This window comes from Caecibacter sp. AF58-12pH5A (assembly GCF_027681725.1).
GTDB lineage: Bacteria > Bacillota > Negativicutes > Veillonellales > Megasphaeraceae > Megasphaera > Megasphaera hominis.
In genome coordinates, this window is record NZ_JAQDBC010000026.1 from 1 (window position 1) to 23,132 (window position 23,132).

The 23,132-nt window shown below is 51.3% G+C and carries 25 protein-coding genes; 1 reads left to right on the forward strand and 24 read right to left on the reverse strand.

Annotation, left to right across the window (positions count from 1 at the left end):
- Nucleotides 1-35: 35 nt before the first annotated feature.
- From PGX44_RS10310 to PGX44_RS10320, 3 genes are read right to left on the reverse strand one after another with little or no spacing between them, the layout of a single operon-like run.
- The gene (locus PGX44_RS10310; protein ID WP_498855312.1) at nt 36-830 is read right to left on the reverse strand and encodes a phage portal protein; all 795 of its coding nucleotides are present in this window, start codon (nt 828-830) and stop codon (nt 36-38) included.
- A 15-nt stretch (nt 831-845) separates the two neighbouring features.
- On the reverse strand, nt 846-3,515 hold the full coding sequence (locus tag PGX44_RS10315; protein ID WP_498855313.1) for a terminase TerL endonuclease subunit: 2,670 nt from the start codon (nt 3,513-3,515) through the stop codon (nt 846-848).
- Nucleotides 3,516-3,520: 5 nt separating this feature from the next.
- Nucleotides 3,521-3,991 carry a phage terminase small subunit P27 family gene (locus tag PGX44_RS10320; RefSeq protein WP_302593324.1) on the reverse strand — a complete coding sequence of 157 codons (471 nt, stop codon included), beginning with the start codon at nt 3,989-3,991 and terminating at the stop codon, nt 3,521-3,523.
- Nucleotides 3,992-4,144: 153 nt separating this feature from the next.
- Here PGX44_RS10320 and PGX44_RS10325 point away from each other — a divergent pair, with 153 nt between their 5' ends.
- Complete coding sequence (locus tag PGX44_RS10325) at nt 4,145-5,236, forward strand: acyltransferase (RefSeq protein ID WP_498855314.1); 1,092 nt, start codon at nt 4,145-4,147, stop codon at nt 5,234-5,236.
- A 78-nt stretch (nt 5,237-5,314) separates the two neighbouring features.
- Here PGX44_RS10325 and PGX44_RS10330 read toward each other — a convergent pair whose 3' ends face one another.
- The 21 genes from PGX44_RS10330 to PGX44_RS10430 form a co-directional block, all read right to left on the reverse strand.
- Complete coding sequence (locus PGX44_RS10330) at nt 5,315-5,926, reverse strand: DUF4314 domain-containing protein (protein ID WP_498855315.1); 612 nt, start codon at nt 5,924-5,926, stop codon at nt 5,315-5,317.
- A gap of 76 nt (nt 5,927-6,002) precedes the next feature.
- Nucleotides 6,003-6,899, reverse strand: a complete 897-nt coding sequence (locus PGX44_RS10335) for an amidoligase family protein (protein WP_498855316.1) — start codon at nt 6,897-6,899, stop codon at nt 6,003-6,005.
- 113 nt (nt 6,900-7,012) lie between these two features.
- Nucleotides 7,013-7,837 carry a hypothetical protein gene (locus PGX44_RS10340; RefSeq protein ID WP_498855317.1) on the reverse strand — a complete coding sequence of 275 codons (825 nt, stop codon included), beginning with the start codon at nt 7,835-7,837 and terminating at the stop codon, nt 7,013-7,015.
- A 61-nt stretch (nt 7,838-7,898) separates the two neighbouring features.
- The gene (locus PGX44_RS10345; RefSeq protein WP_498855318.1) at nt 7,899-9,407 is read right to left on the reverse strand and encodes a DNA cytosine methyltransferase; all 1,509 of its coding nucleotides are present in this window, start codon (nt 9,405-9,407) and stop codon (nt 7,899-7,901) included.
- Nucleotides 9,394-10,644, reverse strand: a complete 1,251-nt coding sequence (locus PGX44_RS10350; protein ID WP_498855319.1) for a site-specific DNA-methyltransferase — start codon at nt 10,642-10,644, stop codon at nt 9,394-9,396. The genes PGX44_RS10345 and PGX44_RS10350 overlap by 14 nt, the downstream gene beginning before the upstream one ends.
- A complete protein-coding gene (locus tag PGX44_RS10355) occupies nt 10,631-10,819 on the reverse strand; it encodes a hypothetical protein (protein ID WP_498855320.1) in 189 nt (62 codons plus the stop codon). Before PGX44_RS10355 ends, PGX44_RS10350 begins: the two co-directional genes overlap by 14 nt.
- Nucleotides 10,820-11,001: 182 nt before the next feature.
- Nucleotides 11,002-11,361: an HNH endonuclease gene (locus PGX44_RS10360; protein ID WP_292281861.1), complete on the reverse strand. Its 360-nt coding sequence runs from the start codon at nt 11,359-11,361 to the stop codon at nt 11,002-11,004.
- A gap of 333 nt (nt 11,362-11,694) precedes the next feature.
- On the reverse strand, nt 11,695-11,880 hold the full coding sequence (locus PGX44_RS10365) for a hypothetical protein (RefSeq protein WP_131219490.1): 186 nt from the start codon (nt 11,878-11,880) through the stop codon (nt 11,695-11,697).
- Nucleotides 11,870-12,922 (reverse strand): restriction endonuclease, encoded by a 1,053-nt coding sequence (locus tag PGX44_RS10370; protein WP_009014562.1) that lies wholly within the window; start codon nt 12,920-12,922, stop codon nt 11,870-11,872. Before PGX44_RS10370 ends, PGX44_RS10365 begins: the two co-directional genes overlap by 11 nt.
- 39 nt (nt 12,923-12,961) lie before the next feature.
- Nucleotides 12,962-13,399, reverse strand: a complete 438-nt coding sequence (locus PGX44_RS10375) for an ArpU family phage packaging/lysis transcriptional regulator (RefSeq protein WP_292281852.1) — start codon at nt 13,397-13,399, stop codon at nt 12,962-12,964.
- Complete coding sequence (locus tag PGX44_RS10380) at nt 13,396-14,769, reverse strand: DEAD/DEAH box helicase (protein ID WP_498855321.1); 1,374 nt, start codon at nt 14,767-14,769, stop codon at nt 13,396-13,398. Before PGX44_RS10380 ends, PGX44_RS10375 begins: the two co-directional genes overlap by 4 nt.
- Nucleotides 14,766-15,059 carry a VRR-NUC domain-containing protein gene (locus tag PGX44_RS10385; RefSeq protein WP_292107817.1) on the reverse strand — a complete coding sequence of 98 codons (294 nt, stop codon included), beginning with the start codon at nt 15,057-15,059 and terminating at the stop codon, nt 14,766-14,768. The genes PGX44_RS10380 and PGX44_RS10385 overlap by 4 nt, the downstream gene beginning before the upstream one ends.
- Before the next feature lie 129 nt (nt 15,060-15,188).
- A complete protein-coding gene (locus PGX44_RS10390) occupies nt 15,189-17,480 on the reverse strand; it encodes a phage/plasmid primase, P4 family (protein ID WP_498855322.1) in 2,292 nt (763 codons plus the stop codon).
- The gene (locus PGX44_RS10395; protein ID WP_289001906.1) at nt 17,477-17,821 is read right to left on the reverse strand and encodes a DUF7768 domain-containing protein; all 345 of its coding nucleotides are present in this window, start codon (nt 17,819-17,821) and stop codon (nt 17,477-17,479) included. Before PGX44_RS10395 ends, PGX44_RS10390 begins: the two co-directional genes overlap by 4 nt.
- A 46-nt stretch (nt 17,822-17,867) precedes the next feature.
- Entirely contained in the window at nt 17,868-18,089 is a 222-nt protein-coding gene (locus PGX44_RS10400) for a hypothetical protein (protein ID WP_289001907.1), read from the reverse strand.
- On the reverse strand, nt 18,089-18,757 hold the full coding sequence (locus PGX44_RS10405) for a Rha family transcriptional regulator (RefSeq protein ID WP_370842198.1): 669 nt from the start codon (nt 18,755-18,757) through the stop codon (nt 18,089-18,091). The genes PGX44_RS10400 and PGX44_RS10405 overlap by 1 nt, the downstream gene beginning before the upstream one ends.
- Before the next feature lie 89 nt (nt 18,758-18,846).
- Nucleotides 18,847-20,835 (reverse strand): DNA polymerase, encoded by a 1,989-nt coding sequence (locus PGX44_RS10410; protein WP_498855323.1) that lies wholly within the window; start codon nt 20,833-20,835, stop codon nt 18,847-18,849.
- Nucleotides 20,836-20,902: 67 nt separating this feature from the next.
- Complete coding sequence (locus PGX44_RS10415; RefSeq protein ID WP_498855324.1) at nt 20,903-21,469, reverse strand: DUF2815 family protein; 567 nt, start codon at nt 21,467-21,469, stop codon at nt 20,903-20,905.
- Nucleotides 21,470-21,483: 14 nt separating this feature from the next.
- The gene (locus PGX44_RS10420; RefSeq protein ID WP_498855325.1) at nt 21,484-22,611 is read right to left on the reverse strand and encodes a DUF2800 domain-containing protein; all 1,128 of its coding nucleotides are present in this window, start codon (nt 22,609-22,611) and stop codon (nt 21,484-21,486) included.
- The gene (locus PGX44_RS10425) at nt 22,601-22,912 is read right to left on the reverse strand and encodes an rRNA biogenesis protein rrp5 (RefSeq protein ID WP_289001912.1); all 312 of its coding nucleotides are present in this window, start codon (nt 22,910-22,912) and stop codon (nt 22,601-22,603) included. Before PGX44_RS10425 ends, PGX44_RS10420 begins: the two co-directional genes overlap by 11 nt.
- Nucleotides 22,899-23,069 (reverse strand): hypothetical protein, encoded by a 171-nt coding sequence (locus PGX44_RS10430; RefSeq protein ID WP_498855326.1) that lies wholly within the window; start codon nt 23,067-23,069, stop codon nt 22,899-22,901. Before PGX44_RS10430 ends, PGX44_RS10425 begins: the two co-directional genes overlap by 14 nt.
- Between the last annotated feature and the right edge of the window lie 63 nt (nt 23,070-23,132).

Genomic DNA, 23,132 nt, shown 5'->3' on the forward strand with positions numbered 1-23,132 from the left:
CCCATGATTGTGGGTGGTAGTACCAAACACTACTATCAATGACGCCCATCTGGGCGCACCCCTTCTTCCAGCACAGCCACCTTGTGGGCGTTGGCGCTGCCCAGATAGACAGCGTTCCAGGAATCCCGGACTTTCGCCGGGTCCTTGAGGACACCCGGATGCTCTAACACACCGCTGGGGCTGGCACCGTTCGCAAAGAAAGAGGCACCATATTCCTCGCAGGCCATGGTCATGCCTACGGCATTCCTTGCCATGGCGATGGGCGAATAACCGACCAGGCCGTCAAAACCAAGGCCCGGAATGTGCAGCACTTCGTCTTTTCGTAGCGGCACCTGGCCATAGGGTTTAATGGCCGGATTTTCGTCGGTGGTCTTGGTGTAGATGTAATAAATCTGGCCGCTTTCATCACGGCAGACAGTCATCTTATCCGGCCTGAGCGGGTACAAGCCCTGCACCCGGCCTAACCTGTCGCGGATGATTTGGGCATAGGCATTGCCCCAGATCAGAAGATGGCTCATGAGGGTTTCCCGGAAAATGAACGACGTCATCTCCGGATTCGGCTCATCGTGAAGAAGATGATAGAGCGGATGGTCATAGACCCGCTCCTTGCCTCCCGGTGTATAGCGGTAGAGCTGCAGCGGCAAGGCTGCCAGGGTTTCTGACAAGATGCGGACACAGGCATATACCGCCGTCGTCTGCATAGCCGTGAATTCATTAACATTTTTACCGCTGGTCGACGGCCCAAAGAGATAGCGGAAATCCGTGCCGATGTAATAGTCTTTCGGCTTATCCCGTGTCTGGAACAGTTTCGATAAGAATGGGATGTGCATAGAAATCTCCTTCCGTTAAAACGAAATAACACCACGTTCATCATAGACGCTGCTGCCTGTTCCGTTACGGATGCAGCGGTCGAGGGCCATGATGCTGGCTACGATGCCGTCGATTTTTTCGACGGATCTTTCTTTGTCCGGCTTAATGTTCCCTGCTGGGTCCTGGCGCATGACGACATTGCCCGCCATCCATTTGAGGACGGGATTGCCGCCGTGGATGATGTTCCCTTCCATCAGCAGCTTGAACAGCTCCTTCGAAGGCGGCGACATGTCTTTGAATCCTTGGCCAAAAGGCACCATGGTAAGGCCCATGTCTTCCAGATTTTGCACCATCTGGGTGGCGTTCCAGCGGTCATAGGCGATTTCCCGTATGTTGTAGGTTTCGCCCAGACGTTCGATGAATTTCTCAATAAATCCGTAGTGGATGACGTTCCCTTCAGTTGTCTGGATGAAGCCCTGCTTCTGCCAGACATCATAAAACACATGGTCGCGCCGGCAGCGCAGTTCCAGCGTGTCTTTTGGCAGCCAGAAGAACGGCAGCAGGATATATTTCTCATCCTCCGTCCGTGGCGGGAAAGCCAGGACCAGGGCCGTGATATCTGAAGTGCTGGATAAGTCCAGGCCGGCATAACACATCCTCCCCCGAAGGGCATCCCGGTCGATGGGAAGATTCCCCTTGTCGTAGACCTGCTCCGGAATCCAGCGGATGCTGGCACTGGTCCAGATGTTCAGACGGAGCTGCTTGAACACATTTTCTTCAGCAGGATTCTCGATGGCGTTCTGATATGCTTCCCGGACGCGGTCGATCTGGATGGTGTGGCCAAGGGAGGGATTCGCTTTGTACCAGTTGGCTTCATCCGTCCAGTCATCCTCTTCTGTAAGTCCATAGACAACAGGATAAAAGGCAGGGTCCTTCTTCCGCCCGGCCATGAGGTCGAGGGCTTTCGTGTGCAGTTCATAACAGATACTGTTCTTATCGTTGCCCGCCGTGGTGATGATGAAGAAGAGCGGCTGCTCCCGGGCATCACCGGACCCTTTCGTCAGGACATCATAAAGATGACGGTTCGGCTGGGCATGGATTTCGTCAAAGACCAGTCCCGAAACATTCAGGCCATGCTTGGTATTATGCGTAATAAACCCATTCGTCACATGGGTCTGATAGTGTTCCATCTCAATAGAAATTGTCTTTTGCAGTGAAAGTTCACTAATTTCAGAAATCACTTCAGATTCACACGCTCTTTGATGATGGTGAATACCCCGTTCAATTATGTTTTGAAATCGTTCTCTCTTTCTAGGATGCACCATATATGGACAAACAAGATTCCATAATTTTTCCAGCTGTCCATACGTCGATACCGTGATGTTGAATCGTGTCTCGATAGAAGCGTTGATGCCCAGGCGAGCCAATAAGGTCTGGCACTCCTGACGCATCCTTCGGCTGACCGAGGAGATAAACATATTTCCCCGGCATTTTGGATCCGCTACACAGCCATCTGTATCAATCAAGCCAGCCAAAAAGGCAGCCCACACGTCAGGACTGCCTTTCCATATTACATCGGGTATGTGTTTGGTATCAGCTTTTGCTTTCTGTCCGAAATGAGTACGAATCCACTCACGCCCGGGGCTTTTCCTTCGCTTCCCAAGGCCGATAATATGATGCTCAATAGGGCCCTGATAACGGTCTTTTCCTTCTTGTTTTTGCCGTGTTGAATACTCGGAACGCAGGGTAGAGCCAATCGATTCCATAAATCGCCTCATCTTTTGTATTACCGGCGGGTCTGGGTTGATGAAGCGAAAATGCGAACAGTCTCCATCTCCTGCCCAGGCGCCAAGCGCCCATGCTTCCAGTTCCGATATGCTATGCTCCCCACTATATTCATACGGCCATCCCAATGCTGGGGCAACCCGGTCTTTCAAAACCAGTGAGTCCGCTTGCTGCCAATCGTACCGGTGCGTCAGATCCTGCCGTCTTCGCCCTGCAAGCATATAGTAAAATGGGTGCTTTTCTGTAACTGTGATTTCCCGATTCTTTGTAGTCCGTATTCGAAGAACCGGGGCCGGTGCTTCTACTCGTACCGACTTCACTTTATCAAACACCATCGTCAGTCCATCAGCAGCAAGAATTTCATCGCCCGCCTTCACATGATCAGCGCGGGTCAGCGTACCATCTTTTCGCTGTAAAATAGTATTGGGAGACAGGCATCCAGTTTCTGCAGACAGTACCTGATAAAAACCCGCATTGCGGTAATTGATGATGCGCTTCCCTGCCGTACGTATCTTGGAGCGGCGCATGAGCGCAGGACTCATTTCGACCATCTGGCGGGCCACATCAAAGACGATGGACGCCTGATTGCGGTCACAAGCGGCGCCATAGACTTCGGCACTTGGCTCATTATCAGCATAAAGAAGATACAGGGCAATGGCTGCTGCCAGCTCCGACTTCCCTTGCTTTTTTGGAATCTCTATATAAGCCGTCAGGAACTGCCGCTTCCCGTTCTCCTTGACGATGCCGAAGAGATCACGCACAATCTGTTCCTGCCACGGCAGGAGCAGGAACGGCTGCCCGGCCCATTTGCCTTTTGTATGACAGAGATTTTCGATGAAGGCAACCGCCCTGTCGGCCTTGTCCTTGTCGTAATGGGAATCCGGCAGCATGAACGCTGACGGCCTATATACAAATGCCAAACCACTCACCCCCTTAGAATCAATTCCATTTCATCGACATCTTTGTCGCCACTTGTTTCTTCCCCAATCATGCGGCTCCGGGCAGATGGCGTCAGGCCGAACTGCTCACAAAACTTCAGCATGATTTTGAGGTTCGTCTGGGCGATAGACACCTGCGGTACCTGTTGCAGGTAGCCGTTCGGCGTCCGCACCATGTCGCCATGCTGGGTAATGAATTCCTCAGCCCCTTTCCAGCGGGCGTAGGCCTGACAGTAGCCGGCAAAGGCGGCACGGTCGATTTCCGTCAGCATCCCCATTTCGGCAAGGACTTTTCCGAGCCGCTTCCATTCTTTCTTGGCGTCCTCTTCCAGCCACTCCGGGCAGCGCGGCAATTTGCCCTTGGGCATCGGTTCTTTCTTATTGAGCGGCCGATGGCCGGGATTGCCTTCCAGCACTTTGAGGGCTGTCGGTTTCGGCTTCCTTCCTCGTACAGCCAATGGCGCTCACCTCCCAATAAAAAAGCCCTTGCGGGCTGTACGATACGTTTAAAAATAGTTATCAATAAATGTTTTTCTTGTCCCCCCCCCACGAAGACATGTATAATAGATTGGTATCACTTCGTCATATTACTATTCTGTCTGGAGGTCACAATGAGAAAACGATTATACTCCATGGATGCTATTCGTGTGCTGGCTATGATTTTAGTTATCATCGTCCATACAAAGCAGTATTTTTTCGCGCCTGCCGCACATTTATCAATATTTGCAATATTAAAAGTCATTGGGACTGTCGGCGTTCCACTTTTTGTTATTTTGACAGGCTACTTAATGTTCGACCGCAATTACGAAGACAATTCCTACTTACAAAAATATCTAGTACGGAATTTTCTTCCTCTAGTTATTGCCTATGAATTCTGGAATATTGCTTGGAATATTTTACGCTATACACACGTAGTAGAAGACCCTCAAAAATGGACCGCGATTCTAAAAGCGGCCCTTTTTATGGGAGATACAATATCCGCCCTGTGGTATCTTCCTATGACTATTGCTCTATACCTAGGTATGCCCATACTGTCCATGGCATTTCATAGAATCACTTTAGCTAGTTATCAAAAGATGTTATGTATTGCTTTACTATTGAGCGGTACTATTATCCCCTCAATCGCCCCCTTAGTTTCTTTATTTGGGCATAATCCTGATATTCATTCAGTGCTAAGAATGAATATATTTGGTGCGTCAGTCTGGGGCGAAAGTGTGTGGATGATCTATCTGCTTTCAGGTTATGCTATTTCTAAAGGGAAATTAAAATGCATCAAAACGCCTGTACTTTTCGTACTGGGAATAATTTTCCCACTTGGCATCATGTATATCATTGAACATTCAGGGCACACTGTGCAACATTATGATTTCATTTTAGTTGTCCTTCTTTCTATATCCACATTTGAAGTGTTAACTAGAGGAGAACAGATCTTACAGCACCATTCCATCCCGCAATCTTTTATCACTGCCATCAGCAAAATTTCCTTTGGCGTTTACATGATGCATATATTCGTAGGCGGCGCAATTTTCCAGATCCTAAAATCGACTGATATGACTACCCCCATTGGAAAGCCTTTCTCTAGTTTTTCTAGCATTATTGCCTATCTGTTATTCATCTCTGCCACTATAATTGGTATTCAAATAATCATCCTCATCATCAAAAAAAATAAATTCATCAGACGTTATGTTTTACTTATGAAATAAGCATCCGTAAAAGCCAGAAAAACTCTAACAAGCTTTTCTGGCTTATTTTTAATTCTTCATGGCCCATTCTCATGTATCTTATTCGATGACTTCCCATTCATCGGCTCCGGGTATCAGCCCAAGACTGCTGCCCGTATCCCACTGTACATGGATGGTTCCGGCATCATCGACGAACTGGACGGTGCCTTCTGTTCCCCTGGGAGGGGCCTGCCTGTCATCCATGGCGATAAGCCGCACCCGCGTCCCTTCCATCCGTTCCCGGCTGTGCCGCAGCCCGGCCCGCAGGACGGACAGGTCGAAACCGAATTTGCGGTAGTCCTGCTCCATGTTCTGGTAGTACCAGTCTTCCGGGATGCCGAACCGCCGGTCTTCGTGCATGATGTACACAAGACCGCTGAGGATGCCGTCATCTGTTTCCACATCCACTTCTTTTTTGTAGTAGAACCGCGGGAAGCCTTCATAGGCATCGAGCCGCCGTTCATCCGCCGGAGAAATGTGCCAGAAAACAACTGGCACGAAGGCATCCGCCTTCTTCTCGATCGTGGCGTAACATCCTGTCAGGGAACCTTTGAAGAGAAGTTCATAGCCCCGGATCCGGCCCGTTCCTGCAAGAACGGCGTCAGGACACCGTCTTGCCATCTGTACTCCACTCATGTTGCTGCCGTAGGCAATATAGATCCTTTGTTTCATCGCTCTCATCCTTTCTGAAGGGAATGCCCTTCTACCACCCCAAGGGCAGCCGAAGCTGCCCGGAAGGCTATCTCCTTCAAGCGGCGGCATTGCGCCATGCGGAATTGCCTGTGAGGTGTTTGAGGAAGTGGAGCCGGCAGGTCTTGAATTCGTCGCCGATGAGCCCGAGGCGGAGCATCCAGCACCGGAAAGCGTATTTCTCATTATCCGTTTCAGTCTTCCGGGCCGAAGCTTTCTTCTGGGCCAGGGCCTGATGGGCGACGGCCAGGCAGAACTGGATGTATGCCTTGATTTCCCCGGCGTGGAGCGTCCCGTTGAAAAGCCGGAACTCGACGGTCCCTTTGGTGAAGGTCGCATGCAGGTTCAGCCCGTGGTAGCGGGTGCTGTTGTAATGATGGTTCCGTCCGTAAGGCGCTTCCTGATACCAGAGGTCGGCGATGCCTTCCAGCGTGTCCGGCTTTCTCCGATTGATGTCCTTCAAGAAGGCCGTGTTTGTCTTCCGGCAGTACCGGCTTTCCCGCGAAGGATTGATCTGGAGGGCGCGGTAAATCATGTCTTCCTTGCTCGCCATGATGTTCACCAGGTTCCGCAGGGTCTTTGCCGTGAACCGTTCGGCCCCGACATGGATGTGGATGCCGCAGGACTTGTTGGCAAAGGCCCCGGCCTTGCGGAGCGTCCGCACCAGTTCCTGCAGCTTCGGAATGTCTTCGTAGGAAAGGATGGGGCTGACCACTTCCGTGCGGTAGCTGGCGGAAGCGTCCATGATTTCGCCGTTCACCTTTTTTTGCGGGATCAGGCTGGAGTCGTTCATGGCTTTCCATTTCCGTCCCCTGTCATCCTTTGCGGTGTAGGTATCGTAGGCTCCGCCTTCATGCCTGCTTTCTGTTCCGAAGAAGCGGGCCATGAGGCTGGCCGCCCGGTTTCTCGTAATCCCTGTCATTTCCATTTCTATTCCAAAGTGCAGTGTTTTCATAATTATCTCTGTCCTTTCTATGTGTGCGTGTGTTCTTTCGGTACACTATATATCACTCTAAAGGCACATAATAGCAAGTCATTTTGAGAATAATTATGAATTAAATTGAGAATTTATGTGTTCTGATTCCGGCGTTCCTTTTGCCTTTCGGCATGGGCGTGAGCTTCCGCTTCTGTGCGGAAAGCGCTCCATCCATTCAGTCCTTTCAGCAGGGCCATGCGTGATTCGTGGCTGGCTTTGGTTCCCATGCCGATGCGAAGGAGCCACATCCGCAGGTAGTATTTTTCATTTTCCGGCTTCCGGGTGACGGGATTGACCCGTTTCGCCTTTTTCGCCGCGCTGACCATGAAGGCCGCCAATTCAATCAAAGCACGGTTCTTTATGGCGTTGTCGGTTACGGCAAAGCAGAATGCCACCGTCTCCACGGTAATCAGGAATCCCCGTCCTTCCTTGCTGTAATTCTGGTAGACCGCAAAGAAGGAAGTCCTGTCTGTCACAGGCTCATCTTTCAGGTCTTCAATCAGCCTGTCCGGCACATGAATGTTTTCCTGTCCCGCGGCTCGGTTCAGCAGGTACTGCTGGGCATGGAGCATGAAGACCAGGTTGCGCATCTGGGTCCCATCCATGCCGTCAGCCGGGATCTTGATTTCCATCATTTCCGGCTCTGTTCCCTGTTCATTTTCTTCATCATGCTGCGATTGTGGTTCCTGTACCGCTTCTGACTGTGGAAGGATACCTTCCCGTTGAAGGAAATCCATCATGGTGGCTTCTGTTTTTTCGTCCTCACATTCAATGTCACCATTACGAAGGATACGGAAGCCCTGCCCTTCAAAAGCGAATGTCGGCGTCCCGGCATAATGAAGTTTTTCATTATGGTTGAAAGGAATCAGCATTCTGGCCAGTTCCTTGCGGTCGTTCATAGTAGTCTGGATTGTCATGGTCTATGTACCTCCTTGTTTTGCTAGTACATATATCACTCTGAACGCCGATAATAGCAAGTCATTTCTGCGTCTTCCTGAAAAAATAAACGATTCCCACCAGTACAAAATACACACAGGGAAGAGCGACGCCGTTGCCCCACATCTTGTACTCCGAGGAATCCCGGTATGGTTCCTTCAGCCATTTGATGATCTGGTTCCGTGTCTTTGGCTTCGTCGTTTTTCCCAAGGCTTTCCGTTGTGTTTCAAAGACTCCGCTCCAGAAACGGATATCTTCTTCAGACGGGTTTCCCGTTTCCAGGTGGCTGCACCACCAGTCCGGGAATCCCTGCAGTCTGGCACATTCCGCCGGCATCAGGCGACGGACACGGGCCTTGCTGTTGATGAGCGGCGGGTCCTTATAATCTGTGGCGACGAGCGACCCCGCCACTTCTTTGTCAGCCCGGGTGAAATGAGAATTCTTGCTGGCGCTGTAGGTCAGTTCTACCACAGCAATGCCTCCCTGATTGCTTCCCGGCATATTCCCGGAACGGTCCACACACCGGCAGGTGTCGCTTTCATAGACATGGTTCCGCATGTTGCGGGTGCCATCCGAAGTCTGGCGCACATCATACGTTTTCCGTTTCTCCTCGTTGCTCCCCTGAAGCACCAGCGGCTGATTATTGCCGCCCGTGCCGTATTGGGCCGTCAGCGAAGGGTTCACGGAAAGAGGCCCTCTGTACCGGGCGTCGGCTCCGTGGTTCTCAAAGACGCTCTCTGGGAGCGTGATGACGATGGGCGGGTGATGGGCTTCTGCCCGCAGGGTGTTCGTCCGTTCTTCCGTCACATCCATACGGATGCCGCCCTGGTCATTCAGGCAAACTGTGCCTGCCGTTCCAGGGCCAGGCGCAAGACGTCCGGCAGCACTCTGCCATGTTCGGAAGCCCTCCGCAGAATACCCTGACAGGCCCTCGGGCTCAAATAGAATCGTTCTGGCACTCTGTCCATCAAAATCTGCGACAAGGTAGATGCGCTTTCTTCGCTGGGGGACGCCCCAATACTGGGCATCGAGGACGCGCCAGGCCACAGAGTACCCGTCGCCCAGGATACATCCGGCAGGCTGCCACTTCGCAGATCCAGCCACTGAAACCGCAGCGTCCCTGATCCGGCAGATTTCTTCAAGTACGGTACGGAAGTCTTCGCCTTTGTTGCTGGAGAAGGCGCCAGGCACGTTCTCCCAGACAATATATCTCGGATATTTTCCATTCGTATCTTCCCTCATTTCCTTTACGATGCGGATGGCCTGGTGGAACAGTACGGACTGCTTCCCCTCAAGTCCTTCCCTTTTACCGGCAATCGACATGTCCGTACAGGGCGAGCCGAAGGTGATGATGTCCACCGGTTCCAGCTCATGGCCGTACAGCGTAGTGATATCACCATAATGTTTCACAGATGGCAGACGCTTCGTCGTCACCCGGATAGGGAACGGCTCGATTTCCGAGTTCCATACTGGAATAATCCCGGCGAGCATCCCGCCCAGTTCGAAGCCACCGCTCCCGGAGAACAGGCTTCCCAGCTTAACCGGCTCCATCAGCAGCCACCTCCGCATAAGGAATCTTCTTCCCGTCACGCAACACAAACACACCTTTGTCCCCGTATTCGTTTATATACCGCTTCACGATGACATCGACGAATTTTTCATCCAGTTCGATGCCATAGCAGACCCGGTCCGTCTGCTGGCAGGCCATGAGTGTGGAGCCGGAACCGAGGAATGGGTCCAGGACAATGCAATGGCTCATGGATGAATTCTGGATAGGATAGGCCATCAGCGCCACCGGCTTCATGGTCGGATGTTCCTTGCTGGATTTCGGACGGTCATATTCCCATATGGTCGTCTGCTTGCGGTCGGAATACCACTGGTGCTTCCCGTTCATCTTCCAGCCGAACAGGCACGGCTCGTGCTGCCACTGGTACGGGCTCCGGCCCAGGACCAGGGCATTTTTCTTCCAGATGCAGCATCCGGACAGGTAAAAGCCGGCATCCTTGAAAGCCTTACGGAAATTCAGGCCCTGCGTATCGGCATGAAACACATAGATGGAAGCATCCGGTTCCATGTTCTGTTCCATGTTTACGAAAGCATTGAACAGGAACTGATAGAACTTATCGTCCGGCATATTGTCGTTCTTGATTTTCCCGGCCGTTTCTTCCACATTCACGTTGTACGGCGGATCCGTCAGTACCAGGTTGGCCTTCTTCCCGTCCATCAGCCTTGCATAGGTTTCCGGCAGGGTGGCATCCCCACAGATGACGCGATGGCCGCCAAGGAGCCAGATGTCACCGGCTTTGGAAAAGGCCGGCTTCTCCATCTCCCCGTCCACATCGAAGTCATCCTCTTTCACTTTTTTGTTGTGGACTTTGGAAAAGAGCTGTTCCACTTCCGGTGCCTCAAAGCCTGTCAGGTCTACATTGAAATCGACGCTCTGCAAATCCACGATGAGGTCAGCCAGGAGCTGTTCGTTCCAGGCCCCTGTGATTTTGTTGAGCGCGATGTTAAGGGCCTTGACCTTGTGTTCATCTTCAATATGGACAACGACACACTGGACTTCTTCATACCCCAGGTCTTTCAGCACATTGAGCCGCTGGTGGCCTCCGATGACTGTCATGTCGTAGTTCACGATGATGGGTTCCACATAACCGAACTCTTTAATGGAGTTCTTGATTTTTTCGTATTCCTTGTCACCTGGCTTCAGCTGCTTCCTGGGATTATACGCCGCAGGTTTCAGCTGCCCGATAGGCAGGGTTTTCCATTCCATATCAGATGTCTTCATGTACCGTTTCCTTTCCGAATGCCGCGGCAACGGCAGCGCCGTACCCATTCAGGTGATGCCAGCGGCAGTAATTCCGTACGCTGTCCCGTGACAGCTTCGTTTTCCGGGCGATGGCCTTGTAGCCCATCCCCTTTTTTCTCATCGCTTCTATCTGCCGACGCTGACAGTCATCCATAAAGCCGGCTCCTTTCTAACAACCAAAAAGCTCCGGGCCGAAAGCCTGGAGCTGCTCAATATTTGTTTCCAAATTTTTTCTTATATCCCCCCTTATGAATTTCGCGTTTTTTCACGTTTGAGGGGGCGGCGGTCATGGGCGGAAGGGCTGCAGAGATTGACACCCCCCCGCCCCACTTGTTTTCAGTACCTGTACTCGATGTCCCGGTCTTCGGTCATCGTCTTATGGTCATGGCAGCTCTTGCACAAAGTCTGCCAGTTCTTTTCGTCCCAGAACAAGTCCGGGTCGCCGCGATGCGGCTTGATATGATCCACGACCGTTGCCGGGACGAGCCGTCCTTTCTTTTTGCATCGGACACACCATGGATGACGATTCAGAAAGAACTTCCTGGCTTTCTGCCACTCTCTCCCGTAGCCGCGCAGCACCGCGTTCTTCCGTTCGCCCTGGCACTGCTGTTCATGTTCGTCACAATATTTTCTCCCATACGGCACCAGCCTTGGGCATCCCGGATACTTGCACGGTGTCTGTGGTCTTCTTGGCATTCGTATCATCTCCGGCATCAAAAAAGGACCGATGGCTTTTAAACCACGGTCCCTCATTCTTTTCTTGCTGATTATACTATACCACGCAGATAGTACTGACATCTAGTGCTGTTTACGTGACACTTACTGACAATTACTGGGAATTTCTATAAGGAGCCTCTAAAAACTCTGTTTTAGAAGCCCAATTTTCTTATTAAATGCCCCCTTCTGCCATCAAAGCCATATACAAAGGGGATCTAGCTTCGTAAAGCCAAGGAGATTAGCAAACTGAACACTCCCCACAGCGACATGAAAGATATATTGCCAAATTTTCAGCTAACATCTCTCGAGAAGTCACTTTGCCGCAAGAAAAATATCGATGTTTTGAGAATTCTGCTCGAGTTTCTTTCGCTCAAGCGTCAGACGGGAATTAATTTGCTCAGGAATATCACATCCATATCTACGGTTCAGGCCTTCAGTAATATATTCCTTCAGTATTTCCTTTTTAGATAAAAACGCATTGCCCAGATCAAAGTCCAAGCTCGACATCATAACGAACCAGCAAATTGGCGAATTGATATCCATTCAGCAAAATAATATTTGCTTTTCCTGCTTTTTCCTTAGCATCATTTGAAAACTCTTTTTCAGAATTAATGACAATAAAGATAGAGTTCTGATATTCTTCCTTATCCTTCATAAGGATTAACTGTTTCACACCATGCAGATCATCTGCATCTGTTCCTTCTTTCTTTTTCGCCTGGATACAGATTCTGGGGAAGATTGCATTCCCTGTATTGATATTGCTGATAGCATCCAGCAAAGAGTTGTTCTGAACCGCAGATAGGACAATATCAATATCGCCCCCATCTTCATGCTGATTCTTGGCGATAACAGCATAACCATTTTTCTCAAACAGCTTTGCAATGATATCTTCAAAGGTATGGGAATCCCACTTCACCATTTGTTTGACTATATCATTTAAATATTCATCTCTTGTCTTTTTTGTTGCAGTATTAAGATGATCAATCAATGAAGTGTTGGGATTAGCAATTGCATCAGGATCTTTTTTAAATAAGCTGATCAAAACGCCCACTGCTTCAATAAAATCATTATTCCAAACATGATTAATGGGCGATTGATAGGCCTTAAATTTTGTAGAAATAATTCTTGCCTCGTTATTTGCATTATATGGACAGCTGAAAAGCGGTCTCACTGTAATGAAATTCCCGAAATCATCCCAACCGTCAGGAATTTTAAAATCATATGGCTTTACACACTTTAAGATGGAAAAGCTACGGCACGGATTATTTTTTTCCTTACGCAGACTGACTTTTGGCACGATAATCAAATCATCAGGTTTGATTTCCAGCATAATACGAAGGTTTCTATAGCGCCTGCTTTTTTCTGAATCTGAACCGTCATTTGTCCAGACCTTGTTCCATGCCTGCAAAAAATCCTTTTCTTCCACATCAATTCGCATGCCATCGGCCCCCCAGCCCTGGTGGAGGCGTCCCTGCAGAATTTCCTGACGCACTTTTTGAAAATCCTCATCATAATTGATTCGAAAAACAAATACACTCATGATAGTTTCTCCTTATCCTCAATCCATATTATCACGATTTTAGAAATGGCCTATATTTTTTAACGCTTCTTCGTGCATCCGGTATACCTGCCGTACATTCAGTTTCAATGTTCCTGCAATCGACGCCCAATCTTTAAAGGCCAAGTAACGTAGCTCCAACACCACCCTTTCCCGATCATTCGGCACCTGACCGATTGTTTTCATAATTTCGGCCTTTAAATCCACTAACCTGTCAATCTCTTCATCCACTTCACGTTCCAGATCCATCATCCGGATAATCGTATCTTCCAAGCGGTGCGGATTGGGAGTACCACTTGGTGGTACCAATCTTAAGGTAGATGTTGCTTTTCTCGCCAGTTGCCGTAGTGCTGATACCTGTTCCAGCTTGCTGTCGATCTGGATATTGATATTCCTTGCCTGTTCCAGGTAGGCTTTCACTTGCATATAATCCATTTCCCCTTTGATTTCTTCGCTCATTTTATTATACCATCCTTTCCCGTATCCGTTATCCCCAGGTCAGCTTTCACCGCCTCGATCAGTGCAGACTGGGTTCCGTCTTTGTGTTCCAAGACTTTCAGGATGCGCTCATCAATCGTGCTCTTGGCTACGATGTGCTGTATGATGACCGTCTTGTCCGTCTGCCCCTGCCGCCAGAGCCGGGCGTTAGTCTGCTGGTACAGCTCCATGCTCCAGGTCAGGCCGAACCAGACCAGGATGGAACCGCCCTGCTGAAGGTTCAGCCCGTGTCCGGCAGAAGCCGGATGGATAAGAGCCACGGGTATCTTTCCCTCGTTCCAGTCGGCGAAATCCTGCGATTCCTTCAACTCCCTGGCTTCCATCCGCTTACGGATGCGGTCTTTATCGTGCTTGAACCAATAGGCCACCAGGACCGGTTTCCCGTTGGCGCTTTCCACCAGGTCTTCCAAGGCATCCAGCTTCCGGTCATGGATGGTCACCACATCCTTGTCATCTGTATAAATGGCGCCGTTCGCCATCTGCGAAAGTTTCAAGGTAAGCGACGCGGCATTGGCGGCTGTAACCTCGCCGCCTGGAAGTTCCAGCACCAGGGATTTCTTCAGTTCATCATACCGTTCCTTTTCTTTCTCGCTCAGGCTGACTTCCTTCGCTACGCTCACCAGCTCCGGCATTTTCAAGTAATCGGTCGCCTTCATGGACACGGTGATGTCGGCAATCTGGTGATAGATGGCTTCTTCCGCTCCCGGCAGGGGTTTGTAGGAATACACCACCATGCCATTGCGCTTATCCGGCTGGAAGTACAGGTTCCGGTACTGGCTGATATATCTCCCCAGCCGCTTTCCCATATCCAGGATGCGGAACTCGGCCCAGAGATCCATCAAACCATTGCCGCTGGGTGTACCTGTAAGCCCGACGATGCGTTTCACCCTGGGACGCAGGGCCTTCATGGCCCGGAACCGCTTCGACTGGTGGTTCTTGAAGCTCGACAGCTCGTCCAGGACGACCATATCGAAATCCAGGCAGCTGTTCTGATACAGCCAGGCTAGGTTCTCCCGGTTCACGATATAGATATCCGCCCCCTGTTGCAAGGCCCGTCTCCGTTCTGACACGCTGCCGACCACGACAGAACAAGTCAAAATTTTCAGGTGATCCCATTTCTGGATTTCTTCCGGCCAAGTATCCCGAGCGACCCGCAATGGCGCTACGACCAGTACATGTTTGATTTCGAAGGAATCGTACATCAAATCGCGGATGGCCGTCAACGTCGTCACTGTCTTGCCAAGTCCCATGTCCAGGAACAGAGCCGTAACCGGATGGGTCTTGATGTAGTCGATGGCATATTTCTGATAATCATGTGACACGAACTTCATCCGGCACTGCCTCCTTCCATAATGTTATCCAGCATCCCGGAAATATCTTCAACAGCATCCAGGACAAACACACGGAACCCGAGTTTCCTTAGCAGCTTATGCCGTTTCTCCTGAAGCAGTCTGGGCTTTCTGCCTCGGGCCTTCACTTCTACAAATGCCATTTTTCCATCAGGGAAAAGGAGCAGACGGTCCGGCATGCCGCTATAGGATGGCGACACGAATTTCAGTGCCATCCCGCCGCACCGTCTGACTTCCGTCACAAGTTTTTGTTCGATTTCTTTTTCACGCATTGCTATCCCCCCTTTATTTAAAGGGTGCAGGTCTAGAAAGTCTTCACCTAAACCTCTTATATAGGTATATATTTTTTATCCCTTATAGGACTTTTTATAGAGAGGTACACCGACCTGCACCTTTACATTTCAGTCTAAGAAATCCTGTCCTTCTTTCAGCCTCAAGCCATAGACAAGGATTCCTTTTTTTGTCTTCCGGCGGATAAATCCAGCTTTTTCCAAATTGCCATAAAAGTCCGATGTGCTTCTGATGTATTCGCCACTTTGCATACAGATGACCCGGTACTGCTGATACAGTTTCCCGGATTTTTCTGTAAATGACGGGTCAATGTCGCAATGTTCTTCAAGGAACTGTCCCAGCCAGTCATTGTCCTCACGGTATTTCTCCACAGCATCCCGCACGGCTTGGGGTTCATCGATTTTGAACCCTTTCCGGATGGCCGATTCAGCCCCTTCGATAATCCATTTCATGATGGCAGGCCCCGCATGCTCGAACAGGTAATCCGAGTAGTTCTTGATATCGCTTTTCCCGGTAATCTTGGCATTAAACGGGATGACAATCAGTCTGCGCCACGTCCCGTCATCATTGGCGGAAACCTTGGGCAGGTAATTGGTGTACAGAACCAGGGTATGGGACGGGACGAAATGGAACGGGTCCTTGTATTTCTTCTCCGCCTCGATAGGGTCAACCGAACAAATCTGCTTGACCATGCCGGTGTTCAGCCGCTGCCCTTCTTCCAGCTCTGACGCGATGATGAGCCGCTTGCCCTTGAGTTCCGCCATTTCCGGTTTCACATTCCGCTTGCAGCTCATGGTCAGGGCATCCGCAGAAATCTTCCCGGAGTAAGTGCCAAGCACCCTGGCGATGGTGTTCCAGAAGGTGGACTTGCCGTTCGCCCCGCCGCCATAGGCGATGATCATCTGTTCGGCATAGACCCTTCCGACAGCCGCCATCCCGACGATTTCCTGTACATAGCTGATGAGTTCCCTGTCATGGCAGAAGAACAGGTCAAGGCTCTCCTGCCAGAGTCCTTCCCCCTTATTACCCGGCGAGCAGGCCGTGATTTTCGTGATGAGGTCGTCCGGGTCATGGGGATGCCCGCCTTTCGTCCCCTTCGTAAGGTCATACGTCGCTTCCGGCGTATTCAGCAGTTCCGGGTCATAGTCCAGCTCGGTGACATCCAGGGCAAGCATCGGTCTGGCGGCATTCTGGGTGTTGACGATGTACCGGTAATTGCGGTATTTCATGACGAATTTTTTGTAGGCATCCGCCCCCAGCAGCGCATAGAGCAGGCTGAGTTTTTTCTCTGGTACCTGGTTTGCCAGGGCCTTTCCCCTGTCTCTGACATCGGTTTCTGAAATGCCTATGGCCACCAGTGCTTCTTCTGCCATGCGAATCTTATCTTCTGCGTCTATCAGCTGGTCATCCATGAAATCTTCAATGATGCCGAGGGCTTTCGGCCTGTCTTCGTACCAATGGTCGCCGATGAATGCGATATAGTCCGTCGCGTTCGTATAACGAAGTCTTCCCATGCATGCCCTGGCCAGTACTTTTGCCTCGCCGATATCCGAGTAATCGTCCGGCTTCAGCGAGCCGCCGCCGAACGGATTGTCGTATTCGTCCGGTGGGATGTAGCCTTCGCTTCCTTCAATTTTGTTTTGGAAAAACTTCAGCGCGCTTTTCCATATGGTATGCAGTTCCTTATCCGAGAGCGGCGGCTTACACTGTCCGGCCCGTTCCAGATAGGCTTCATATGCTCTGTCCGTATCGCCGAACCGCTTCAGTACCCGGCTGGCGAAATGGGACATCGTGTTGTTGCGGCTGCCTTCCGGGATGGAACCGCCCGTGTACAAAGGCGGTTCCGCCGAGCCTTTGTCATCAGGTTCGGCGTCTGCCAGCGCTTCATCAATGGTACGCTGGCCTTCATGCCAGAATACATCCGCCGGCTTTACGTCCGCGCCGTACAGGAACCGCGCTGCGTCCAAGGCTTTCCCATCAAAGAACGCATACCGTTTCATGCCGGCGCTTTTGAGGGCGGCATACGTCTCCCTGTCCGTGCATTCCGTGATGGGTGCAATCAGATGGAACCTCGGCCTTTCCGCGTATTTCCCCTTGGGCAGCATGTTATGCCGGCTCGGCGAGGCGGCAAAGGCGATATCTGCCAGGTCGCCTTCCGCGAGTGTCTCCGGCATCACCCATTCATCCGGGTTGTCTGTCTGGTCATTATCGCAATCCCACACAATGGCGTCTGCTGCGATGAAATTGTCGTTGGACCGGTAATTATTTTTATAGGCGGCCGCTACATGGTCATGCGATACAGCCGCAGCCAGGTCTTCCGGCCCGCTGATAACTGCCTTGTGCGGGTACAGGCAGTTCGTTTCGTTTCCTGTGCAGTCCGCTGTGTATAAGGTGAATTTCATATACGTTCCTCCTTGCAGTTCTCTGTAAAATAACGGATTCTCTTTCCCTTGCGCTTCGCATAGCCGATTTCCTTTTGCATCCCTTCCGATACCGTATCCCCGAACACCCAGAGTTCCGCACATTTGGACAAAAGGGCGATGTCCATGAACAGGGCCAGCTCCCGTTCCGTACTTTCGTCCATGAACTGCGGCAGGAACAAGTGGGGCGCCATGGGGATGCAGCCCCGGTCCTTTGCATAGCGGCAATACTCCCTGGCCTTCTGTACATTGGCCGCGGTATCTCCCGCGTAGGGCGAACAGATATAGACCACCGGACGGAACGGGAACCTTGGCGGTTCCACGTTCCGGATGGCTTCATACGCGGTGGGGTCAGCATAATGCTCGGCGTTACGCTTCAGGCTTTCCATGCTTCAGTTCCATCACTTTCCGTGAGCAGTCCTCGCACATGACGGATGTGCCGAACAGGTCGCCCTTCCCGTCGCCCAGCACTTCCTCCAGGTCCACCAGGACTTCCCTGCCGCAGACCGGGCAGCGGCAGAACACATTTTCATCGTTGATTTCGATATTGATTTCCGTTGTATCTCCGATAGTTTCCTTAACATAAAACATTATTGCATTCCTCCTAATTCTGTAAGATAGTAACTCGTGAGCATCTGTTTGCGCTGCTGGAAATCCGGGCAGGAATAGAGCAGGCCGTAATCCAGGTGCTGCAGCCGGTCCAGGGCATAAATCTGCTGTGCCGTAAGATAAGGCCGGATGCTCTGCCCTTTCTCGATGCCGTTGGCCAGCCGGAACTGTTTGGCCGACATCCCGAGAACGATGCGGTTCAGCATGTCGCATTCGTTGCTGAAATGGTAAGGCTTCGGGCTTTCATGCAGGCGGCAGATCATATCCGTCAGCATCGGGAATTCCTGCCGGGCAGACAGGAGCGACCGGATGCATTGCTCCATCTCGTTGAAGCGCTGCATATAGAGTTCTTTGAAATGCATTGCCTTGGGACCGGTATACCCCATGACCAGCATAGTGAAGCCATCACGCGTCATCAGGTAACGCGGCAGTTTTCTGCCTCTGGCATCACGATATGTACTGGACTCAAAGTTGGATGCAATGAACGTTTCACTCAATCCAGATTTGGATTCAGTGATTTTTGCGATATCACGCAGCACATGGAAATGCTGTTTACCAAAAATATCAGCGACAAACAGGCTGTCAACCCTTGGCACACCTCCCTGATCAGCAAATACGCCAAGCTCATCTTCCGGAATCAAAAATTTCATAGCGAATCCCGCCTTTCTTAAAATAAATGTCCGAGGAAATTCCCTCTGATAGTAAAAGGACAAAATCCGCTACTTTAAGTACCTCCGCTTCAATCTTTTTGATAAAATTCGCACTCATACCCGTCTGCCCGGAGCAATAACCCTTCGGCCCATGGAGGTGTCCGCCCCATCTGCTCGCAGATGGCATCGACGCTGACATTTCTGTTGCACTCGATAATCAGTTCATCATGAACATGGCCAACAATATCACTGCATCGAAGAGTTTGCATGGCATAGCAAAGGATATCCCGGCTGATGCCCTGGACGATGTTTTCCACGAACTTCGGGCCGTAGCTCTCCAACCGTTCCCACTTCTTTGTTGCGCCGATGCCTTCATAGTTGACGGATTCCCCGCCGAAACGGTTCTCACCTATTCTGGGTTTCACATAAGAAAGCCGCCGTCCGCTGGGAAGCTGGATGAACAGCATGCCGCTCTGGTACAGGAAGCGGATGCAGCCCACCCGCATGGGGATGTGTTCTTTGATGGCCGTCTTCACGGCGGCATCTACCTGCCACCAGAAATCGACGATATGCGGATTGGCTGAACGCCAGGACTGCACTAAAGGATACAGTTCATCTTCCGAAAGCCCCATGTCCATGGCACCCATCGCCTTCAACGCACCGACAGAGCCGCCATAGCCAAGGGCCAGTTCTGCGATTTTCCCTTTCTGCCGAAGATGGCCATTGATACCATGTTTTTCCACGGGAACACCGAACATGGAGCTAGCCGAGGCGCAGTAGATATCGCCATTTCGAGCAAAAACGTCTGAACGCCATGTTTCTCCTGCCAGCCACGACAGTACTCTGGCTTCAATCGCTGAAAAGTCCGATACGACAAACTTCATACCTTGCCGTGGTATAAAGGCGGTGCGGATGAGTTGGGAAAGGACATCGGGAATAGAGTCATACAGAAGTTCCAAAGCTTCATAATTTCCCTGACGCACCAGGTCTCGGGCTTCCGAGAGGTCCGGCAGATGATTCTGGGGCAGATTCTGCAGCTGGATGTGTCGGCCGGCAAACCGCCCGGTTCGGTTGGCCCCATAGAACTGGAACATGCCTCTCGCCCTTCCGTCCTTGCAGGCTGTCATCTCCATTGCCTGGTATTTCCGAACTGAGGACTTTGCCAGTTTCTGCCGGAGCAAAAGCACACTGCACAGCGGTTCGGCTGCCGTTTTCAAAAGTTCCTGCACGTTCTTCTTCCCAAGGGAATCCGTCTTCATGCCGTGTTCTTCGAGCCACCCGAGCATCTGGGTGACGGAATTGGGGTTCTCAAGACCAGTCCTTTCCTTTAGTTCGTCCATCAAGGATTCCCGGCTTCGGGCATCTATGGCTACGGCCTGAGCGACCAGCGTCCTGTCGATGGCGATGCCCCGGTCGTTGATTTCCTGGTCCAGATGGTATTCATCCCATACACTTTCTGGTACAGGGTAGTTCTTCAGCCGTTCCTGGATGGCCATTTCTACTTCCACATCCCGTTTGTTGTAGGACTTGAACAATGTCCACTTGTCCGGCGCATGCTGCGGAAGATTCCTCGTCCTGCCGCCATTCGACTTAGTTTCCTTGCAAGGAACACAGAAATAACGGATCAGGTCTCTGCCTTCCTTCATCTTCTGGCTGTCCAGCTTCAGCATGGCCCCGGCTCCTTCCAGCGACAGCGGAAGGCCCATATAAGCCGACCAGACCATAGAGCATTTCCATCCTGCCGGGTTAAGGAATCTGGCGCATTCCCGGGAAAGAGGATGATGGTCATGGAACGGGTCCAGACTCATCCCCAGGTCAATCAGGTACCGCGACAGGCAAACCCGTTCGAAGCTGGCATTGAAGGCCCACTTGGTAACGGATTCATCCGTCAGCGCATCCAGAATTTCATCCGGGATGCTTTCTCCCTGTGCCAGATCGACCACCTGCACTTCGCCGCCGTCCACGGCATAGCCGAAGATAAGAATCTCAAAGGCTGGCGACTCTGCATACTTGTATACGCCGCACCTGGCCAGATTGACATCACTGTAGCTTTCAATATCGATACTAATGGTTTTCATGGATTTCACCTCGAGTAAAAAGGTGGCAGGAGCCATCCTGCCACCCCAAACACATTCACTTCATTCGTTAGTCAAGGAAATCGTCATCGTCAGCGGTGGCGAAGTCATCTTCAGCACGAGGCTTGCCGCCGAGCGGTTCGCCGTCACGGATTTTCTGCAGGTTGTTCAGGCCGCAGGCGATGCCTTTATTGCCGTTGCTGTTGAAAGCATAGAAGTTGATGGAAGCACGGCCATAGACGCCGGAGTAGACTTCAGACCGTTCGAGGATATGCTGGCAGTCAGCATCGACGATGCCGGGTTTTGTAGCGGAATTAGCATTGATAAAGAAGCTGTCCTTGTAAGCTTCATCACCAGGACGTTCCATATCACCGTCACGAAGCGGCGTTTTGATGGCTTCAAGAGCCGGTACGGCGCGGCTGTTGCCCTTCAGTTTGCTCTGGCCTTCATCGTAAGCGGCCTTGATGGCGGCACGGACTTTTTCTATCGTCTTCGTATCAGACTTTGGAATGATGAGGGATACACTGTACTTCGGCGTACTGCCGTTGATAGACTTCGGTTCCCATACGTTGGCGTAAGACCAGCGAGTGTTGACTCCGGTAATAACTTTGCAGGGATTTACATAATTTTTAGACATAATACATTTCCTCCTTAATTTGCAATATTAAAATCATCTGCCGCAGTGTGCATAGCCGGGCGTTTGTCCGATTCTGGTACAAGCACCGGCTTGCCCTGTGGTTTTTCGACTAAATTTGACAGCAGTTCTTCGAACCGCTTCTTACCCAGCTGCTTCGTCATCGCTGTGATACCGAGCAGCCTCTTTTCATACGGATTGAAACCCGCGTTTTCTACAGCCGCGGCTACGGCTTCTTCACTCACATAGCGGCGGTTCGACCGTCCTTCGACAAGTTTCCAGCCAGTCCAGATCTTGCCTGACAAGGCCTGCTGCAAAGCGTATTCCTTGACATCCCCAGCCCAGTTAACCAGTTCATCGGCCTTGGCCAGAACGACTTCGATTTCTTCATCCTGCAGTGTGGATGGGACGGCGAAATCATACCGGGCTAGTTCCAGGTTATACTCGGCCCGTTTCCGGCAGGTCGCCTTGATTTTGCAGAACCGGCAGTGGTCGCCGGCCTTGTACTCCCCTTCGCCTTTGGCCGCCAGTTCCGCAGCGGGCTTCAGCACCGTTTCGGCCCACTGGAGCAACTCGTCCTTACTCATGGTGCAGGTACTGACGTTGTCCCGGCGGGGCTGAAAGATGGTCATAGAAACTTGTTTGATGTCATAGATACCATCGAACAGATTCAAGGCCCCGAGAGCATAACACATCATCTGCGGATTCTTTTCGGCATCCACCAGGACTCCCAGGCCGTGCTTGTAATCGATGACTGTCAAGGTATCGTCGGCCACGATAAGGCAGTCACCTGTACCGAATCCTTCTGGCACCCACCTGGAAAAGTCCAGCCGTTGTTCAATCATGATCAGCGGGTCCTTGCAGGATGTTTTAGCCGCTGCCAGGCATTCCATGACGAACTGTGCGTATTCGTCGGTGCATTCCGCCATCTCCTCGTCAAAATACGTCAAGGATTTCGTCGGGTCTTCCAGCTCCTGCCCCAGCGCCGTCTTCACCTTGAATTCACAGAGCGTATGGGCATCCGTCCCTTGCCGGGCGAATTCACTGGAGGTATCCGGCAGCTTGGCACATTCCTTCGCAGACGGCGGGCAGGCCAGCCAGCGGTAGCAGGAAGATGCGGACAGCACCGCATGTTTATCCGGCATGGCCAATCACCTCCAGTTCCTTCAAGAATGCTTCGTACTGCGCCGCATCAATGCCGGACAGCTTGTCCGCCCCATACTTCTGGATGAGACTGCGGACTTCTGCTGTGAATCCCTTGCGAGCCTTGTCGGCAGCAACTTTACGGACAGCTTCCAGGGTCAGCGGCTCTTCAGCCTTCTCAGATTTTGCTTCTGAAGCTGGCGGATTATCTTCTTTCACCGCCATGGCTTCGGAAATCTTCAGCAGCGCCTTTCCGCAATCGGTCAGGGCTGCTGCCAGTTTCTGCAATTCATCGTTTGTCATATGGATTGACTCCTTTCACATGTCTTTGCATCGATAAGAGATGGATGTTCCTGGCGATACTGCGGGTCGTGGTGCTGATGGCCATCAGCACTGCCGCCAGTTCCCGGTTCAGCTTTTGCTGCTGAGCCATTTTCTCAGGTTTCTGTGTGTGAATCATCTGTCTGCCTCCTTCCTGAAGAGCTTCTTCGTTCGCCCTTCACCAGTAATAGGACAACCGCGT

What these genes read in the sequence shown, in the direction of transcription:
- PGX44_RS10380 (WP_498855321.1), bottom strand. Translation starts at nt 14,769, where the DNA reads ATGAAGTTCGTGTCACATGATTATCAGAAATATGCCATCGACTACATC.
- PGX44_RS10410 (WP_498855323.1), bottom strand. Translation starts at nt 20,835, where the DNA reads ATGAAAACCATTAGTATCGATATTGAAAGCTACAGTGATGTCAATCTG.
- PGX44_RS10335 (WP_498855316.1), bottom strand. Translation starts at nt 6,899, where the DNA reads ATGAAAACACTGCACTTTGGAATAGAAATGGAAATGACAGGGATTACG.
- PGX44_RS10405 (WP_370842198.1), bottom strand. Translation starts at nt 18,757, where the DNA reads ATGAAATTTTTGATTCCGGAAGATGAGCTTGGCGTATTTGCTGATCAG.
- PGX44_RS10420 (WP_498855325.1), bottom strand. Translation starts at nt 22,611, where the DNA reads ATGCCGGATAAACATGCGGTGCTGTCCGCATCTTCCTGCTACCGCTGG.
- PGX44_RS10325 (WP_498855314.1), top strand. Translation starts at nt 4,145, where the DNA reads ATGAGAAAACGATTATACTCCATGGATGCTATTCGTGTGCTGGCTATG.
- PGX44_RS10415 (WP_498855324.1), bottom strand. Translation starts at nt 21,469, where the DNA reads ATGTCTAAAAATTATGTAAATCCCTGCAAAGTTATTACCGGAGTCAAC.
- PGX44_RS10385 (WP_292107817.1), bottom strand. Translation starts at nt 15,059, where the DNA reads ATGCGTGAAAAAGAAATCGAACAAAAACTTGTGACGGAAGTCAGACGG.
- PGX44_RS10375 (WP_292281852.1), bottom strand. Translation starts at nt 13,399, where the DNA reads ATGAGCGAAGAAATCAAAGGGGAAATGGATTATATGCAAGTGAAAGCC.
- PGX44_RS10400 (WP_289001907.1), bottom strand. Translation starts at nt 18,089, where the DNA reads ATGTTTTATGTTAAGGAAACTATCGGAGATACAACGGAAATCAATATC.
- PGX44_RS10355 (WP_498855320.1), bottom strand. Translation starts at nt 10,819, where the DNA reads ATGGATGACTGTCAGCGTCGGCAGATAGAAGCGATGAGAAAAAAGGGG.
- PGX44_RS10310 (WP_498855312.1), bottom strand. Translation starts at nt 830, where the DNA reads ATGCACATCCCATTCTTATCGAAACTGTTCCAGACACGGGATAAGCCG.
- PGX44_RS10345 (WP_498855318.1), bottom strand. Translation starts at nt 9,407, where the DNA reads ATGGAGCCGGTTAAGCTGGGAAGCCTGTTCTCCGGGAGCGGTGGCTTC.
- PGX44_RS10330 (WP_498855315.1), bottom strand. Translation starts at nt 5,926, where the DNA reads ATGAAACAAAGGATCTATATTGCCTACGGCAGCAACATGAGTGGAGTA.
- PGX44_RS10360 (WP_292281861.1), bottom strand. Translation starts at nt 11,361, where the DNA reads ATGCCAAGAAGACCACAGACACCGTGCAAGTATCCGGGATGCCCAAGG.
- PGX44_RS10430 (WP_498855326.1), bottom strand. Translation starts at nt 23,069, where the DNA reads ATGATTCACACACAGAAACCTGAGAAAATGGCTCAGCAGCAAAAGCTG.
- PGX44_RS10370 (WP_009014562.1), bottom strand. Translation starts at nt 12,922, where the DNA reads ATGAGTGTATTTGTTTTTCGAATCAATTATGATGAGGATTTTCAAAAA.
- PGX44_RS10340 (WP_498855317.1), bottom strand. Translation starts at nt 7,837, where the DNA reads ATGACAATCCAGACTACTATGAACGACCGCAAGGAACTGGCCAGAATG.
- PGX44_RS10425 (WP_289001912.1), bottom strand. Translation starts at nt 22,912, where the DNA reads ATGACAAACGATGAATTGCAGAAACTGGCAGCAGCCCTGACCGATTGC.
- PGX44_RS10390 (WP_498855322.1), bottom strand. Translation starts at nt 17,480, where the DNA reads ATGAAATTCACCTTATACACAGCGGACTGCACAGGAAACGAAACGAAC.
- PGX44_RS10350 (WP_498855319.1), bottom strand. Translation starts at nt 10,644, where the DNA reads ATGAAGACATCTGATATGGAATGGAAAACCCTGCCTATCGGGCAGCTG.